We start from the raw sequence: 17507 nt of genomic DNA, 5'->3' as shown, positions 1-17507 counted from the left end.
AATCGTTTCCTGTTACTTGGCCATCGCTGCGGCCGGCGCATCCGCCTTGGCAGCCATTTCGCGCAGCGCGCGGCGGTACTCGGTCGGCATCACCTTGACGAACTTGCCGCGAGCGTTGGCCCAGTCGGCAAGGATGTCGGCGGCGCGCTTCGAGCCGCTGAACGCGGCGTGACGCGCGATCAGGCGACGCAGGATGGCGTCGTCGCTCATCGTCAGGTGGTTGATCGCCACTTCGCCGATCACGTCGTCAGCCGACTCGTCGGCCAGATCACCGCTGACGGTGTCCAGCTCGACCATGGACATGTTGCAGCGCTTGCCGAAGCTGCCGTCCTCGTCATAGACGTAGGCCACGCCGCCCGACATGCCGGCGGCGAAGTTGCGGCCGGTCTGGCCGAGCACGACCACGGTACCGCCGGTCATGTATTCGCAGCCGTGATCGCCGGTGCCCTCGACCACCGCGATGGCGCCCGAGTTGCGCACCGCGAAGCGTTCGCCTGCCACGCCGCGGAAGTAGCACTCGCCTTCGGTCGCGCCGTACATGACGGTGTTGCCGACGATGATGTTCTTCTCCGAGGCGCCACGGAAGGCGTCCGACGGCTTGATCACGATGCGGCCGCCGGACAGGCCCTTGGCGACGTAGTCGTTGCCCTGGCCGGTCAGTTCAAGCGTGATGCCGCGGGCCAGGAAGGCGCCGAAGCTCTGGCCGGCGGTGCCCGCCAGCTTCACCATGATGGTGTTGTCCGGCAGGCCCTTGTGGCCGTAGCGGCGGGCGACTTCGTGCGACAGCATGGTGCCCGCGGTGCGGTTCACGTTGCTGACCGGCGACTCGATCACCACCGGCTTGCCGGTTTCCAGCGCGTCCTTGGCCTTGGCGATCAGGCTGTGGTCGAGCGCGCGGTCGATGCCGTGGTCCTGGGTTTCGCTGTGCACGCGCGACACGTCGGCCGGAACCGGCGGCATGTAGAAGATGCGCGAGAAGTCGAGGCCGCTCGCCTTCCAGTGTTCGATGCCGGCGCGCATGTCGAGCAGGTCGGAACGGCCGACCAGATCGTCGAACTTGCGGATGCCCATTTCGGCCATCAGCTCGCGCACTTCCTCGGCGACGAAGAAGAAGTAATTGACCACATGCTCCGGCTGGCCGGAGAACTTCTTGCGCAGCACCGGATCCTGGGTCGCGACGCCGACCGGGCAGGTGTTCAGGTGGCACTTGCGCATCATGATGCAGCCCTCGACCACCAGCGGTGCGGTGGCGAAGCCGAATTCGTCGGCGCCGAGCAGCGCGCCGATCAGCACGTCACGGCCGGTCTTCATCTGGCCGTCGGCCTGCACGCGGATGCGGCCGCGCAGGCGGTTCAGCACCAGGGTCTGCTGGGTTTCGGCCAGACCGAGTTCCCACGGCGTGCCGCAGTGCTTGATCGACGAAATCGGGCTGGCACCGGTGCCGCCGTCATGGCCGGCGATCACCAGGTGGTCGGCCTTGGCCTTGGATACGCCGGCCGCCACGGTGCCGACGCCGATTTCCGACACCAGCTTCACCGAGATCGACGCAGTCGGGTTCGAGTTCTTCAGATCGTGGATGAGCTGGGCCAGATCCTCGATCGAATAGATGTCGTGGTGCGGCGGCGGCGAAATGAGACCGACGCCCGGCACCGAGTGGCGCAGGAAGCCGATGTATTCCGACACCTTGTGGCCGGGCAGCTGACCGCCTTCGCCCGGCTTCGCGCCCTGGGCCATCTTGATCTGGATCTGGTCGGAGTTCGCCAGGTATTCAGCAGTGACGCCGAAACGGCCGGACGCGACCTGCTTGATCTTGGAGCGCAGCGAATCGCCCTTCTTCAGCGGCAGCGCGACCTCGACGCGCGACGAGCCGATGAGCTTGTCGAGCGTGGTGTCTTCGGTGACCGGGTTGAAGCGGATCGGATCCTCACCGCCTTCGCCGGTGTTCGACTTGCCGCCGATGCGGTTCATCGCGATCGCCAGCGTGGTGTGCGCTTCGGTCGAGATCGAGCCGAGCGACATGGCGCCGGTGGCGAAACGCTTGACGATGTCGGACGCGGGCTCGACTTCGGACAGCGGCACCGGCGGGCCGGCCGGCTTGATGTCGAACAGGCCGCGCAGCGTCATGTGACGGCGGGTCTGGTCGTTGATGATGCGCGCGTATTCCTTGTACGTGTCGTACTTGTTCGCGCGGGTCGAGTGCTGCAGCTTGGCGATCGCGTCCGGCGTCCACATGTGCTCTTCGCCGCGGATGCGGAAGGCGTACTCACCGCCCGCTTCCAGCGCGTTGGCCAGCACCGGGTCGTTGCTGAAAGCCTGCCCGTGGGTGCGCAGCGACTCTTCGGCCACCTCGACCAGACCGATGCCTTCGACCTGGGTGGCGGTGCCGGTGAAGTAACGGGCGACAAAGGCCGAGTTGAGGCCGATCGCTTCGAAAATCTGCGCGCCGCTGTAGGACTGGTAGGTCGAAATGCCCATCTTGGACATGACCTTGTTCAGGCCCTTGCCCACCGCCTTGATGAAGCGCTTGGACGCGTCCTTGGTCGACAGGCCGGACGGCAGCTCATTCGAGATTTCGGCGATGGTGTCGAAGGCCAGCCACGGACAGATCGCCTCGGCGCCGTAACCGGCGAGCAGCGCGAAGTGGTGGGTTTCACGCGCCGAACCGGTGTCGATCACCAGGCCGGTCAGCGTACGCAGGCCCTTGCGCACCAGGTGATGGTGCACCGAGGAGGTGGCCAGCAGCGCCGGGATGGCGACGCGCTCACGCGACACGGCACGGTCGGACAGAATGACGATGTTGTAGCCGTCGGCCACCGACTTCTCGGCCGCGTCCTGCAGGCGCTTGATGTGACCTTCGATCGCGGCGGCGCCATCGGCGGCCGGATAGGTGATGTCCAGCACCAGCGAACGGAATTTGCCGCCAGTCAGGCGCTCGATGTCACGCAGACGCAGCACGTCCTCGTTGGTGAGCACCGGCTGGGTCACTTCCAGACGCGGGGTCAGGCCGTCCTCGTTGTCGGCCACGCCCATCAGGTTGGGGCGCGGGCCGATGAAGGAGGCGAGCGACATCACGATCTCTTCACGGATCGGGTCGATCGGCGGGTTGGTGACCTGGGCGAACAGCTGCTTGAAGTAGGAATACAGCGGCTTGTTCTTGTCCGACAGCACCGGCAGCGGGCTGTCATTGCCCATGGAACCGATGGCCTCTTCGCCGCCGGCAGCCATCGGCGCCAGGATGAACTTGATGTCTTCCTGGGTGTAGCCGAAGGCCTGCTGGGTGTCGAGCAGCGACTCGGCGCGCGCGCTGGCGTACTTGATGTCTTCCAGCTCGGTCAGGAAGAAGCGTGAATCGTTGATCCACTTGTCGTACGGGTATTCGGTCGACAGTTCGTGCTTGAGCGCGCCGTCCTCGATGATCGCGCCCTTTTCCAGGTCGATCATGAACATCTTGCCCGGCTGCAGACGCCACTTCTGGACGATGCGATCGTCCGGAATCGGCAGCACGCCCATTTCGGAGGCCATCACGACCATGTCGTCGTCGGTGACCAAGAAGCGGGCCGGTCGCAGACCGTTGCGGTCCAGCGTGGCACCGATCTGGCGGCCGTCGGTAAAGGCCACGGCGGCCGGGCCGTCCCACGGTTCCATGATGGCGGCGTGGAATTCGTAGAACGCGCGGCGCTCTTCGTCCATCAGCGGATTGCCGGCCCAGGCTTCGGGGATGAGCATCATCATGGCGTGGGCCAGCGAGTAGCCGCCCATCACCAGCAGTTCGAGCGCGTTGTCGAACGAGGCCGAGTCGGAGCCGCCTTCGACGATGAGCGGCCACAGCTTGTCGAGGTCGGCACCCAGCGCGGCCGACTTCATCGACTTCTGACGCGCCTTCATCCAGTTGATGTTGCCGCGCACGGTGTTGATTTCACCGTTGTGGGCAATCATGCGGAAGGGGTGGGCCAGATCCCAGGTCGGGAAGGTGTTGGTCGAGAAGCGCTGATGCACCAGCGCCAGCGCGGACGCGGTGCGCGCATCGGCCAGATCGGAGAAGTACTCGCCGACCTGATGCGCCAGCAGCATGCCCTTGTAGACGATGGTGCGCGACGACAGCGACGGGATGTAGAACTGCTTCACGTCGGCCAGCTTCAGCGCGCGCACGGCGTGCTCGACACGCTTGCGCACGACGAACAGCTTGCGTTCGAAGGCGGTCTGGTCGGCCACCGAGTCCGGACGGGAAATGAACACCTGGCGCATCTGCGGCTCGATCGCGCGCGCGGCTTCGGCCAGGATGCTGCTGTCGCGCGGCACGTCGCGCCAGCCGAGGAAATTCAGGCCTTCTTCGTGAATGATGCGGGCCACCACCGATTCACAGGCGGCGCGGCCGTTCGACGACTGCGGCAGGAACACCATGCCACAGGCGTAATCGCCGGCAGCGGGCAGCGTGATGCCGATTTTCGCGGCTTCGTCGCGCAGCAGGGCGTCCGGCATCTGGAGCAGGATGCCTGCGCCGTCGCCAAGCAGCGGGTCGTAGCCGGTTGCACCGCGGTGGTCGAGGTTCTTCAGGATCTGCAGACCCTGTTCGATGATGTCGTGCGATTTGCGATTCTTGATGTTCGCAACGAAACCCACACCACATGCATCGCGCTCGTTTTCGGGGTCGTACAGACCCTGAGTATGGGGAAGACCCATTGCATTCGTCCTCGGAACTCGTTTGCCAACCGCGCGCGGCATCGCTCTGATCGCTCGCCACTGCGGGAAATCACACCGCCGCATCCGTGAAAAAGCCGGCTTCCGCAGTCACCTCCGTCATCGGGGGATCAGCGGGCACCGGCTCGGGTGGCCTTGCATCATTCGCGCGCGTCTGAAAATCGCACGCAAACCAAAGCACTTTTGGGGTGGACGGCGGAGTATAGGACTGTCGCAGTGCGCTTACAACATCATTTTTTATAGCACCAAAACGGTGCTTTTGCGCACCAAATCAGTGCATTAGCGCACTTATATTTCGCCCACTGCGAATAGGCGGCGGTGCTCCCGCATCGCGTACCGGTCGGTCATTCCGGCGATGTAATCGGCGATCGCACGCGGCTTGTCGTCGCGGGCCATCTGCTGATATTGCGGTGGCAGCAGACGCACATCGTCCATGAAGGCGCCGAACAGTTCGGCAATGATCCGGCGCGCCTTGGCAGTCATGCGCAGCACCTGGTAGTGGCGGTACAGGTTGTCACGCAGGAAGCGCTTGAGCTCCAGCTGTTCCGCCTTCATCGCCTCGCTGTAGGCCACCAGCACCGGGGCGGCGCGCACATCGTCTACGGTCAGAGGCGCGGCGGCATCGATGCGACCGCTTGTTTCCCTCACCAGATCAAGCACTTGCGCATTGATCATGCGCCGTATCGTTTCATGGATTAGGCGGCGGCCGGTGATGCCCGGATAGAGCGCCAGCACTTCGCGACGGAAGCGCGCAAACACGGGCACCTCTTCCAGCTGTTCGAGGGTGATCAGGCCGGAGCGCAGACCGTCATCCACATCGTGGTTGTTGTAGGCGATCTCATCGGCCAGATTGCAGATCTGCGCCTCGATGGTGGGCTGCGTGCGGTTCAGGAAACGCTCGCCCAGTTCGCCCAGCTCCCGCGCCTTGGCCGGCGAACAGTGCTTCAGGATGCCTTCGCGGGTTTCGAAGGTGAGGTTGAGGCCGTCGAAGGCGCCGTAGCGCTCTTCCAGCAGATCGACCGTACGCAGGCTCTGCAGGTTGTGCTCGAAACCGCCGTATTCGCGCATGCATTCGTTCAGCGCGTCCTGCCCGGCATGACCGAAGGGCGTGTGGCCCAGATCGTGGGCAATCGATACCGCTTCAGCCAGATCCTCGTTCACGTTCAGCGCACGGGCGATCGAGCGAGCGATCTGCGCCACCTCGATGCTGTGGGTCAGCCGGGTACGGAACAGGTCGCCTTCGTGATTCACGAACACCTGGGTCTTGTACTCCAGCCGGCGGAAAGCGGTGCTGTGTACGATGCGGTCGCGGTCGCGCTGGAACTGGCTGCGCCCGTGCGGCGAATCCTCGGGATGACGCCGGCCGCGCGAATTGGCGTCGCAGGCGGCGTAGGACGCGAGCTCAGGCATCGCCACAGCAGCGTTCGATGGAAGCCGCGATATCGGCAACCGGTGCGTCGCCGAACACCGTCGCCTCGCCGATCCGCTTAAGCAGCACCAGCCTGAGCTTGCCCGCCTCGACCTTCTTGTCGTGCGACATCAGTTCGAGATAGCGCTCCACGCCCATCTTCGGCCCGCGCAGCGCCAGACCGGCGGCGTCGTGGATGCGGCGGATGCGCGCCACGTCAGCGTCGTTCAGCCAGCCGAGCCGGCGTGACAGTTCCGCCGCCATCAGCGTGCCCGCGGCCACCGCCTCACCGTGCAGCCACTCGCCGTAGCCCAGCCCGGTTTCGATCGCGTGGCCGAAGGTGTGACCAAGATTGAGGTGAGCGCGCACGCCGGCTTCGGTTTCGTCCTCGATCACCACTTCCGCCTTGTTGCGGCAGGAGCGCTCGATGGCGAAGGCCAGCGCTTCGGTGTCGCGCGCCAGCAGGCGCGGCATGTTGATCTCGAGCCAGTCGAAGAACTCGCGGTCGCGGATCAGGCCGTACTTGATCACTTCGGCCAGCCCGGCCTTCAGTTCGCGGTCGGGCAGCGTGTCCAGCGTATCGATGTCGGCCAGCACCAGCTTCGGCTGATAGAAGGCACCGATCATGTTCTTGCCGAGCGGATGGTTGATCGCGGTCTTGCCGCCGACCGACGAATCGACCTGGGACAGCAGCGTGGTCGGCACCTGGATGAAGGGCACGCCGCGCTGATAGGTCGCCGCGGCGAAGCCGACCATGTCGCCGATGACGCCGCCACCGAGCGCGATCAGCGTGGTCGAACGTTCGACCCGGGCGCCGAGCAGGGCGTCGAAAATGAGGTTCAGCGTGGGCCAGTCCTTGTGGATCTCGCCGTCCGGCAGCACCACCAGCTGGTGCGCGACGCCGACCGAATCGAGCGCGGCCAGCACGCGCGACGCATACAGCGGTGCCACCACTTCGTTGCTGATCACCACTGCGCGCTTGCGCTTGAGTACCGAGGCGAACAGATCGCCTCGGTCTATCAGGCCGCGGCCGATGTGGATGTCGTAGGCGCGCTCGTCGAGCGCCACGTTCAGGCTGCGCATCGGTTCAGGTATTCCCGTTCAAGTTTCCGCACGATGGACAGCGGACTGCCCTGGCCGCTTTCGGCGATGTAATCGGCGACCTCACGGTACAGAGGGTCGCGCAGGCCGTGAAGTTCGCGCACGCGGGCGCGCGGATCCGCCACCTGCAGCAGCGGCCGGTTGCGGTCGCCCCGGGTGCGCGCCCACAGCACGTCGGGCGGCACGTCCAGATAGACCACCCAGCCGCCGGACTTCAGATGCGCCCGGCTGGCCGGATCGAGCACCGCACCACCGCCGGTGGCCAGCACCAGACCGGACTCCTGTGCCAGCGCTTCGATGGTGGCGGCCTCGCGTCGGCGAAAGCCCGCCTCACCCTCGATCTCGAAAATGGTCGGAATGCTCACGCCGGTGCGCGCCTCGATCTCGTGATCGCAATCGACGAAACGCTTGTGCAGCCGGCGGGCAAGCTGTCGCCCCACGGTCGTCTTGCCGGCGCCCATCATGCCGACCAGGAAAATGTTGTCGCTGTGTTCCACCGGCCGGATTCTAGCAGTGCAAAAACAAAGCGGCCCCGTCGCCGGGGCCGCCTCGATGGATGATTGCCGCGATCAGCGCAGCGTCAGGTTGTCGCTGACGATGCGCGGCGTAACGAAGATGAGCAGTTCGGCGCGGTTGTCGCGGGTTTCCGTGTTGCGGAACAGGAAACCGACATAGGGCAGATCGCCAAGGAAGGGCACCCTGCTCTGGGTACGGCGCTCTTCCTGGGTGTAGATGCCGCCGATCACTACGGTGCCGCCGTTCTCGACCAGTACGTCGGTCTTGACGTGCTTGGTGTCGATGGCCACACCGGCGCCGGTCGCCAGCTGGGTGTTCGGGGTGTCCTTGTTCACATCCAGCGCCATCTGAACCCGGCCATCAGGCGTGATCTGCGGCTTCACCTTCAGCGCGAGGTTGGCCTTGCGGAAGGAAATGCTGGTGGCACCCGAACTGGTGGCCTGCTGGTACGGAATTTCAACGCCCTGCTCGATCAGCGCCTCGTTCTGGTCCGAGGTCATGACGCGCGGGCTGGAAATCACCTTGCCCTTGCCGTCCTGCTCCAGCGCCGACAGTTCGAGGTTCAGGAAGCGGGTGGCGGCTGAATTGAACAGCACGAAGGACAGCTGACCCGGCGTACGACCACTGATGTTGGACGCCCGCAGGTTGGTGCTCATCGTGTCGGTCAGGAAGTTGGGCGTGGTCTGGACCTGCCCGGTGTTGAAGCCGGTGTCGCTGGCCGAACCGCCCAAGTTGAGGCCGGCGCGGCCCAGCTGCACGGAACCGGCCTGCGTCTGATTGATGCCGATGCGGGCACCGAGGTTCTTCGCGAAGTCCTCGTTCGCTTCGACGATGCGCGCCTCGATCAGCACCTGACGGGTCGGGATGTCCAGCTCGATCAGGATGCGGCGGATGTCCTCAAGCCGGCTCGCGATGTCGGTCACGATGAGCTTGTTGGTGCGGGTATCCATCACGATGGAACCGCGCTTGGACAGGAAACGCTTGTCCTTGTCGTCCGAGATCGCCTTATAGAGGATGTCGGCCTTGTGGTAGTTGAGCTGGAAGGTTTCGGTGCGCAGCGGCTCCAGCTCGCTCACCTGCTGCTGGCTTTCCAGCGCCAGCTTTTCCTTGGCCGACAATTCGTCGCGCGGGGCGATCCAGATCACGTTGCCGGTCTTGCGCTTGTCCAGGCCCTTGGCGTCGAGAATGATGTCCAGCGCCTGGTCCCAGGGCACGTCCTTCAGCCGCAGCGTGAGCGAACCGCCCACGGTGTCCGAGGTGATGATGTTGTTGTCGGTGAAGTCGGCAATCACCTGCAGCACCGAACGCACATCGATGTTCTGGAAGTTCAGCGACAGCTTCTCGCCCTGGTAGCCCGGCTTGCTGCCCTGCACCAGCTTGTTCGGGTCTTCGACCAGACGCTTCACTTCCAGGATGAACTGGTTCTCGCTCTGGTAAGCGTTGTGTTCCCACAGACCGTTCGGGGTGACGGTCAGTCGGGTGTTGGCGCCGGAGCGCACCACTTCCATCTGGGTCACCGGCGTGCCGAAGTCGGTCACGTCATAGCGCTTGATAAACTCTTCAGCCACCGAAGCTCGCAGGAAATCGACCACCAGCTTGGTGCCCTGCTGACGAATGTCGATGCCGGTATTCGGGTCGGACAGTTCGACCACGACGCGGCCTTCGCCGTCCTTGCCGCGACGGAAACCGACGTTGCGCAGGGTCTGCACCGCCTCGGTCGAGGCCGGCTCGGCGAAACGCGCGTTCTTGTCGTTCGGGGTGGTGGCCTCCGCGTTGGCGGGCGTGGCGAGGCTGATGTACAGATCGCGGCCGGACAGACGGGTATTGAAGGACGACAGCTTGTTCAGGTTGAGCACCAGGCGGGTGCGGTCGCCGACCTCCACCACGTTGTAGCTGCGCAGGTGGGCTTCATTCACCAGCTGCGACGAACGCCCGAGGCCATTGCTGGTCGCCGGGAAATCGAAGGCGACCCGCGCCGGCGCTGCCACGCTGAAGTTGGCGGGCACCGCCTTCAGCTCGGATCTGGTGGTGACCTTGACCAGCACCTCGCCGCCCTGCTGTGACACGAGCACGGCTTCGATGCTGTTCGGCTGGGTCTCCGCGAATGCCGCCGCCGGGACCAGCCCGAGCGCCAGCACGCTGAGCGCGGCAAAAATCTTGCGGACGAAATTCATTTCTTTGCCTCCTGCTCCTGCAACTGGAGCGTACTGGTACGTTCGACCCACTCGCCGTCCGCGTCCTGAACGATTTCTTTCAAGGTGATGCCGTCGCCGGTGATGCCGGTGATGACACCGAAGTTCTGCCCGAGGTAGTTGCCGACGCGCACCCGGTGCAGCGTGGCATCGGCCTTGACCAGCGCGTACACCGCGCGGCCCTGTTCGAGCACGCCGACCATGGCCAGCGTATCGAGCGGATACTGCTCGAGCGGCTCCTTGCGGCGGTCGAGATCCGGCATGAGACCGCTGCCGCCGCCCGCACCCTTCTTCCGCTCGGGCTCGATCTTCTGGGCACTGAACGGGTCGATCAGCGCACCGGTTTCATACGAAACGATGACCGAAGGCTTGATTTCGGGCAGCGGCTTGACCTGACCCTTCAGGCCCTGCGTGCTTTCTTCCATCCAGGCGCGCAGGTCGCCGTGATCCCCGGAATTGCAGCCGGCCAGCCCCCCGCATACCGCAGCGATCAACAGGACGCGCTTCATTTCTTCGCCCCCTTGGCCCGCTCGGCCTTCTCACGCTTGAGGCGCGCGATCTCCTCGTCGTCGAGGTAGCGGTAGGTGGTCGCGACCGCGTCCATCTTCAGACCTTCCTTGCCGGCATCCACCGTCATCGAACCCAGGGTCACGATGCGCGACAGCTTGGCCACATCACCCGCGAAATTGCCGAGGTCGTGATAGCTGCCGACGACGCGGATGGTGATCGGCATTTCGGCGTAGAAGTCCTTGACCGCCTCGGCGCCCGGCTTCCAGATTTCGAACTGCAGGCCACGGCTCAGGCCGGCCTGGCTGATATCGACCAGCAGCGACTCCATCTCCGCCCGGTTGGGCAGCTGCTTGAGCAGCGCACCGAAGGATTTGTCGATGTCGGCGAGCTGCTGCTGGTACTGCTCGAGATTCACCGCCTGGCGCTTCTTGTTCAGCCACTCTTCCTTCAGCGTGCTTTCTTCCTGACGCTTCTGTTCGAGCTCGACCCGCTGCGGGTCCCACATGAACCACCAGCCGGCTACCAGCGTGGCCACGAAGAAGCCGAGCAGCACCGCCGCCTTGGGCGCGGCCGCCCAGTTGCCGACATCCTTGGGATCGAGGTTGCGGAAATCGTCGGCGATGCGCGCGAGGTCGATCTTGGGCATCTGGATCTGCTTCATGTCTTCTGCCCCTTGACGGCGTCAGGGCTGTCTGCAGCACGCGTGATGTAGAGATCCAGGCTGAATTCGCTCATGCGGCGCTTGTCCACCGTGGCGCTCTTGATTTCGATCAGCACCGGGCGCTCCAGCAGCGGAGACGACTCCAGATTGCGCATCAGGCTGGATACGCGGGCGTTCGACTGCGCGTAACCCACCAGATTGATCTTGTTGCCCTGCTGCGCCACCTTCTTCAGATAGACGCCTTCGGGCACGTTCTTGGCCAGTTCGTTGAACAGGCCGACCGCCTCGGAGCGGTTACCCTGCAGCGACTCGATCACGCGCTTGCGCTGCAGCAGCGCGTCGGTCTGTTCGCGCAGGCGCTTGATTTCGTCAATCGACTTGTCCAGCACCGCAATTTCGGTCTTCAGAAAGGCGTTCTTTTCGTCCTGCGCCTACACGTAGCCACCGATGATGCCGTTCACCAGCACGACGATGAGGCCGCCCAGCACCAGCGCCAGGCCGGACAGCGCGTAGAACTGCTGGCGCCGCGCCTTGCGCTTCTCCTCGCTGTGAGGCAGAAGCTTGATGCGTATCATTCGTCGAACCTCCTGAGCGCGAGGCCGCAGCCCACCAGCAGCGACGGTGCGTCCTGACTGAGCCGCTTGGCGGTCACCGCCTGCGACAGCTGCATGTCGACGAAGGGATTGGCAACGCGGGTTTCGACCTGTGTCCGGTTGGCCACGACTTCGTCGAGGCCCGGAATGATGGAGCAGCCGCCGGCCAGCACGATGTGGTCCACGCTGTTGTACTGGGTCGAAGTGAAGAAGAACTGCAGGGCACGCGACACTTCCAGCGCCAGATTGTCCATGAAGGGTCTGAGCAGGTCGTTCTCGTAGTTTTCCGGCAGGGTGTTGGTGCGCTTGGCCGCTTCCGCCTCTTCAGGCGTCATGCCGTAGTTGCGCATGATGTCCTGCGTGAGCTGGTAGCCGCCGAAGGCCTGTTCGCGCGAGTACACCGGCTGATCGTTGCGCAGGATGATCACGTTCATCACGTTGGCGCCTACGTCCACCAGCACGATGTTGGTGTCCTTGCCGCCCTCGGGCAGCTGCTTCTCGACCAGTTCGAAAGCCGCCTGTGCCGCGTACGACTCGACATCCACCACCACCGCGCGCAGGCCGGCCGCTTCGGCCACCGCCACGCGGTCTTCCACTTTTTCCTTGCGCGAAGCGGCGATCAGCACCTCGACTTCGTCCGGATTGCCGGGCGCCGGTCCGACGACCTGGAAGTCGAGATTCACCTCATCAAGCTGGAAGGGGATGTACTGGTTGGCTTCCGACTCGACCAGCACTTCGAGCTCCTGCTCGCGCTGGTTGGCCGGAACGATGATCTTCTTGGTAATGACGGCTGCGGCCGGCAGCGCAAGCGCCACGTTGCGGGTGGAGGTGCCCATGCGCTTCCAGGCCCGACGGACCGCATCCGCCACGTCTTCGAGCTTGGCGATGTTGCCGTCCACGACCGAGTCGCGCGGCAGATTCTCGATCGCGTAGCGCTCAATGCGGTACTCGCCTTTCGCTGTCCGGGACAGCTCGACCAGCTTGACCGCCGAGGACGACACGTCCAGCCCTAAAAGGGGGCGCGCTCCTGGGTTGAATATCGACAGGTCGAAAGCCAAGCTTTTTCCTTTAAAGACAGTGAATTAGGCCCATTACTGACAAATTACATTAAGATGCTAGCAGCAAGGTATCGACAAGTAAACAAATTCTGGGTAAGCGTAACGAGAAGCTTCACACGGTGCGCCGGCTATAATTTGGCCTTCCAACCCGCTCCGGACACCCCTCCCTTTGCCTTCCAAATTCCGCTGGTTCGTCTATCCGCTGGCCGCATTTGCAGGTCTGGCAGCCATCGGCGCGGCCCTGGCGCTGATCGTCGTTCTGCTCGCCTACCCCCAGCTGCCTTCGCTGGACATCCTGACCGACTACCGCCCCAAGATCCCGCTGCGCGTGTTCAGCGCCGACGGCCACCTGATCGGCGAATTCGGCGAGGAAAGGCGTTCGGTCGTCCCGATCGAACAGGTGCCCGACTCCCTCAAGCACGCCATCATCGCCGCCGAGGACGAACGCTTCTACCAGCACTCCGGCATCGACTACATGGGCATCGCCCGCGCCGCCATCAGCAACCTGACCAGCGGAGGGCGCAGCCAGGGCGCCAGTACCATCACCATGCAGGTCGCGCGCAACTTCTTCCTGTCGAGCGAGCGGACCTTGCGACGGAAAGTGTATGAAGCGCTGATGGCGTTCAAAATCGAGAACAGCCTGACAAAAGACCAGATACTCCAGCTCTACATCAACCAGATCTATCTCGGTCAGCGCGCCTACGGTTTCGCCGCCGCATCCAGAGCCTATTTCGGCAAGAATCTGAAGGACATTAGCGTCGCGGAAGCGGCGATGCTGGCCGGGCTGCCCAAGGCACCCTCGAAATACAACCCGGTGGTGAATCCCAAGCGCGCCGCGCTGCGCCAGGCCTATGTGCTGAGGCGCATGGCCGAGCTGGGCTATATCGACGAAGCCACCCGCAAGGCCGCGGTGGATCAGCCGCTCGCCGTGAAGCGCGACAGCAGCCCGATCGCCGCCGGCCACCAACCGGCCGATTTCGTCGCCGAAATGGCGCGGCAGATGGCGGTCGAGCGCTTCGGCGACTCCGCCTACTCGCTCGGCCTGAGGGTGGTCACCACGATACGGCGCGACGATCAGGACGCCGCCATCCAGGCGGTACGGCGCGGTGTGTTCGACTACGACCGTCGACACGGTTATCGCGGCGCGGAAAGCTTCGTCGACATGAAGGACGTAAGCAGCGACGACGACGAAGTGCTGGACGACCTGCTGCAGGACGTGCCGGACGCCGCCGGCCTGCACGCCGCAGTGGTGCTGGCCGCCAGTCCGACCTCGCTGAAGGTCTACAAGCGCGGCGGCGAGGTGATTGCGCTGAGCGGCGACGCGATCAAGTTCGCCAAGGCCATGCTGGACGACAAGGCGCCGGCCGCCCGCAAGCTGCGCCGTGGCGCGGTGGTCCGGGTGATGCAGGATGCGAAACTGGGCTGGACCCTGGCGCAGATGCCCGAAGTGGAGGCCGCCCTGATCTCGATCGACAGCCAGGACGGCGCGGTGCGCGCGCTGGTCGGCGGCTTCGACTTCAACCGCAACAAGTTCAACCACGTCACCCAGGGCTGGCGCCAGCCGGGCTCCAGCTTCAAGCCCTTCATCTATTCCGCGGCGCTGGAAAAGGGCTACGGCCCGGCCACGGTGGAAGAAGACACGCCGCTGGTGGTGTCGGCCGGTGAAACCGGCAGCCAGAGCTGGCAGCCGAAGAACTACGACGGCAAGTACGACGGCCCGATCTCGCTGCGCACCGCGCTGGCAAAGTCGAAGAACATGGTGTCGATCCGGATGCTGCGCTCGATCGGTACCCGCTATGCGCAGGACTACGTCACCCGCTTCGGTTTCGACGCGGCGCGCCACCCGCCCTACCTGACGATGGCACTCGGCGCCGGTTCGGTCACGCCGTGGCAGATGGCCTCGGCGTATGCGGTTTTCGCCAATGGAGGCTTCCGGGTCGAGCCCTATGTGGTCAAGGAAATCACCGACAGCGAAGGCCGGGTGCTGGCCCGCTTCACGCCGCGTACGGCCGGCGACGACTCGCTGCGCGTGATCGACGCGCGCAACGCCTACCTGATGGATTCGATGATGCAGGACGTGGTGCGCCGCGGCACGGCCACCCGGGCGCTCACGCTCAAGCGCGGCGACCTGGCTGGCAAGACCGGCACCACCAACGACTACATTGACGCCTGGTTCTGCGGCTACCAGCCCTCGCTGGTGGCGATCGCCTGGATCGGTTTCGACACGCCGCGTTCGCTCGGTCGCGGAGAGACCGGCGGTTCGGCGGCGCTGCCGATGTGGGTAGAGTACATGCGGCAGGCACTCAAGGACGTGCCGGAAATGCAGCAGACCATGCCGGACGGCCTGATCAGCATCGATGCTGGCGTGGACAGCAAGGGCCATCCGCGCAGCGACCTGATGTACCAGGAGCATCTGCCGCCCGCGCCGTCCTCGCTGCCGGGCGAGCCGGAAGGCCCGGCTTCCGAAGGCGAACTGCAGCCGCCGGCACCGGCGCCCTCGCCCAGCGGCCACATCGTGCCGGGCGCCAGCCTGCCGCCGCCGCAGGGCGTCAGGCTGTCAGCTTCACCGGTTCGCCGGCCTGCTGGCTGAGAAGCTCTTCCAGTGCCTGCATCAGATCCTTGCCGTCGCGCGTGCCGATCCAGCGGCCGCCTTCGGCCCGGAAATGGAAACCGCCGGAGCGCGCCGCCACCCAGATTTCCTGCGCCACGCCGTGGCGGTTGATCACCATCTTGGAGCCGTCCTCGAACTCCAGTTCCAGCACACCGCCGGCCTGCAGTTCGTAATCGATGCCGGCGCCACTGGCCTCGATCGCGCTTTCGATCGCGGCCAGCGTCGCATCGGCCAATTTGTTAAATTCACTCTCGTTCATGTTCCGGCCATCCACCATGTTTTTCAGTCCTCTCGTGCGGACCGCCGCACTGACCCTGGTGCTCGCGGGCTGCGGCACCAAGGGGCCGCTGACCCTGCCGCCCAAGGCGGGCAGCCAGCCGGCCAGCGCCGCGCCGTCGTCCGCCCCTGCGACCCAAGATACTAACAAGGCCGTCAAGCAATGAAGCATTTCGAATCCCGCGACGGCGCGCTGTACGCCGAAGACGTTGCGCTTGAGCGCATCGCTGCCGAATACGGCACGCCCACCTTCGTGTACAGCCGTGCCGCACTGACCGAGGCGCACGCCGCCTATGCAGACGCACTGGCCGGCCGCGACGCCATGCTGTGCTACGCGGTGAAATCGAATTCCAACCTGGCGATCATGAACGTGTTCGCTCGGCTGGGCACCGGTTTCGACATCGTGTCCGGCGGCGAACTGGCGCGCGTGATCGCGGCCGGTGGAGACCCGGCCAAGGTGGTGTTCTCCGGCGTCGGCAAGACGCGCGACGAAATGCGCGCGGCGCTGACCCACGGCATCTACTGCTTCAACGTCGAATCGGAAGCCGAGCTGCACCGTCTGGCCGAAGTGGCGGCCAGCCTGGGCAAGCGCGCGCCGATCGCGCTGCGGGTGAATCCGGACGTGGATCCGAAAACCCACCCCTACATTTCTACCGGCCTGAAGTGCAACAAGTTCGGCGTACCGATCGCCGACGCGCACCGCATCTATCTTGAAGCCGCGAAGCTGCCGCAGCTGGAGATCCGCGGCATCGCCTGCCACATCGGCTCGCAGCTGCTGGACCCGGCGCCGGTGGCCGAAGCGGCCGGCAAGGTGGTGGCACTGGCCGAAGCGCTGAACCGCGACGGCATCGAACTGCGTCACCTTGACCTTGGCGGCGGCCTCGGCATCCGCTATGACGACGAGACGGTGCCAGCGACCCGCGACTATCTGGCGCCGCTGCTGGCCGTGCTGGCCGGCCGCAAGGAACGGCTGCTGCTCGAACCCGGCCGCTCGCTGGTCGGCAACGCCGGCGTGCTGCTGTCCAAGGTCGAGTACCTGAAGCGTGGCGAAGAACGCAATTTCGCCATCATCGACGCGGCGATGAACGACCTCGCGCGTCCGGCGCTGTACGACGCCTACCACCGCATCGCCGAAGTGCGTCCGCGCGGCAAGGCCGACATCTACGACGTGGTCGGCCCGGTGTGCGAGAGCGGCGACTTCCTTGGCCGTGCCCGAGAACTGGCGGTCGAACAGGAAGACCTGGTCGCCATCTTCTCTGCCGGCGCCTACGGCATGACCATGAGCTCGAACTACAACACCCGTGCGCGCGCTGCCGAGGTGATGGTGGATGGCGAATCGGTGCACCTGATCCGTGCCCGCGAGCGCATCGAGGACCTGTACGCCGGGGAACGCCTGCTGCCGTGAGCCGCAAGCCCGAACGCGAGGACGAGGATGAAGCCGGCGGCCGCCTGCGGCTGGACAAATGGCTGTGGGCGGCGCGCTTCTTCAAGACCCGCACGCTGGCGTCGGACGCGATCGACGCCGGCCGCATCCATCTGAACGACGCGCGCGCCAAGCCTTCGCGCGAAGTGCGGGTGGGCGACCGGCTGGACATCCAGACCGCCGAAGTGCGGTACAGCGTGGTGGTGCGGGCGCTGTCCGGCCGGCGCGGCCCGGCCGAGGAGGCGCGCACGCTGTATCAGGAGACCGAAGACAGCCTGCAGCGGCGCGAACGGGAGCGCGAACAGCGACGACTTGCTCCGGAACCGACACAGATGCTGCACGGACGGCCAACCAAGACCCAGCGGCGTGAAATAGATCGCATGCGCGCTAAACTCCGCGGCGGCTGAGCCACGCCGGACGGGCGCCCCGCGCGCCTCCCGCGTACGCCAACGAACTGAAC

13 protein-coding genes and 1 pseudogene are annotated in these 17507 nt (G+C 65.0%); 4 read left to right on the top strand and 10 right to left on the bottom strand.

From position 1 onward, the window contains the following. Window positions 1–12: 12 nt before the first annotated feature. The 9 genes and pseudogenes from gltB to METUNV1_RS09455 all read right to left on the bottom strand — a co-directional run bounded on the left by gltB (window position 13) and on the right by METUNV1_RS09455 (window position 12737). Window positions 13–4680, bottom strand: a complete 4668-nt coding sequence (gltB, locus tag METUNV1_RS09495) for a glutamate synthase large subunit (RefSeq protein ID WP_008061158.1) — start codon at window positions 4678–4680, stop codon at window positions 13–15. Between the two features lie 306 nt (window positions 4681–4986). After that, on the bottom strand, window positions 4987–6108 hold the full coding sequence (locus METUNV1_RS09490) for a deoxyguanosinetriphosphate triphosphohydrolase (protein WP_008061157.1): 1122 nt from the start codon (window positions 6106–6108) through the stop codon (window positions 4987–4989). Further along, window positions 6101–7189 carry a 3-dehydroquinate synthase gene (gene aroB, locus METUNV1_RS09485; RefSeq protein ID WP_008061156.1) on the bottom strand — a complete coding sequence of 363 codons (1089 nt, stop codon included), beginning with the start codon at window positions 7187–7189 and terminating at the stop codon, window positions 6101–6103. Before aroB ends, METUNV1_RS09490 begins: the two co-directional genes overlap by 8 nt. After that, window positions 7177–7704, bottom strand: a complete 528-nt coding sequence (locus METUNV1_RS09480) for a shikimate kinase (RefSeq protein WP_008061155.1) — start codon at window positions 7702–7704, stop codon at window positions 7177–7179. The genes aroB and METUNV1_RS09480 overlap by 13 nt, the downstream gene beginning before the upstream one ends. 72 nt (window positions 7705–7776) lie before the next feature. Continuing rightward, complete coding sequence (locus tag METUNV1_RS09475; RefSeq protein ID WP_043359595.1) at window positions 7777–9897, bottom strand: type IV pilus secretin PilQ; 2121 nt, start codon at window positions 9895–9897, stop codon at window positions 7777–7779. Further along, the gene (locus tag METUNV1_RS09470; protein WP_008061153.1) at window positions 9894–10424 is read right to left on the bottom strand and encodes a pilus assembly protein PilP; all 531 of its coding nucleotides are present in this window, start codon (window positions 10422–10424) and stop codon (window positions 9894–9896) included. Before METUNV1_RS09470 ends, METUNV1_RS09475 begins: the two co-directional genes overlap by 4 nt. Further along, window positions 10421–11086 (bottom strand): type IV pilus inner membrane component PilO, encoded by a 666-nt coding sequence (locus METUNV1_RS09465; protein ID WP_008061152.1) that lies wholly within the window; start codon window positions 11084–11086, stop codon window positions 10421–10423. Before METUNV1_RS09465 ends, METUNV1_RS09470 begins: the two co-directional genes overlap by 4 nt. Beyond that, a pseudogene (locus tag METUNV1_RS09460) lies at window positions 11083–11661 on the bottom strand (PilN domain-containing protein). The gene METUNV1_RS09465 and the pseudogene METUNV1_RS09460 overlap by 4 nt, the downstream one beginning before the upstream one ends. Continuing rightward, the gene (locus tag METUNV1_RS09455; protein ID WP_162829704.1) at window positions 11658–12737 is read right to left on the bottom strand and encodes a pilus assembly protein PilM; all 1080 of its coding nucleotides are present in this window, start codon (window positions 12735–12737) and stop codon (window positions 11658–11660) included. Before METUNV1_RS09455 ends, METUNV1_RS09460 begins: the two are co-directional and overlap by 4 nt. Before the next feature lie 169 nt (window positions 12738–12906). Between METUNV1_RS09455 and METUNV1_RS09450 the strand changes: the two genes are divergently transcribed. Beyond that, complete coding sequence (locus METUNV1_RS09450; RefSeq protein WP_008061145.1) at window positions 12907–15327, top strand: penicillin-binding protein 1A; 2421 nt, start codon at window positions 12907–12909, stop codon at window positions 15325–15327. Here the strand turns inward: METUNV1_RS09450 and cyaY are convergent. Beyond that, window positions 15287–15607 carry an iron donor protein CyaY gene (gene cyaY / locus METUNV1_RS09445; protein WP_043359623.1) on the bottom strand — a complete coding sequence of 107 codons (321 nt, stop codon included), beginning with the start codon at window positions 15605–15607 and terminating at the stop codon, window positions 15287–15289. The genes METUNV1_RS09450 and cyaY overlap by 41 nt on opposite strands. Window positions 15608–15623: 16 nt before the next feature. On the opposite strand from cyaY, the gene lptM reads away from it, so the two are divergent. Genes lptM through METUNV1_RS09435 form a run of 3 tightly spaced genes read left to right on the top strand, consistent with a single transcriptional unit; the run spans window position 15624 to window position 17454 of the window. Then, window positions 15624–15791: an LPS translocon maturation chaperone LptM gene (lptM, locus tag METUNV1_RS19885; RefSeq protein WP_008061141.1), complete on the top strand. Its 168-nt coding sequence runs from the start codon at window positions 15624–15626 to the stop codon at window positions 15789–15791. Further along, entirely contained in the window at window positions 15788–17029 is a 1242-nt protein-coding gene (lysA, locus tag METUNV1_RS09440) for a diaminopimelate decarboxylase (protein WP_008061139.1), read from the top strand. The genes lptM and lysA overlap by 4 nt, the downstream gene beginning before the upstream one ends. Further along, window positions 17026–17454: an RNA-binding S4 domain-containing protein gene (locus METUNV1_RS09435; protein ID WP_008061137.1), complete on the top strand. Its 429-nt coding sequence runs from the start codon at window positions 17026–17028 to the stop codon at window positions 17452–17454. Before lysA ends, METUNV1_RS09435 begins: the two co-directional genes overlap by 4 nt. The last annotated feature ends 53 nt before the right edge of the window (window positions 17455–17507 follow it).

This window comes from Methyloversatilis universalis FAM5, assembly GCF_000214035.2.
Taxonomy (GTDB): domain Bacteria; phylum Pseudomonadota; class Gammaproteobacteria; order Burkholderiales; family Rhodocyclaceae; genus Methyloversatilis; species Methyloversatilis universalis.
Note: the sequence above shows the minus strand (reverse complement) of the source record. Positions and strands in the feature narration are given on the sequence as shown.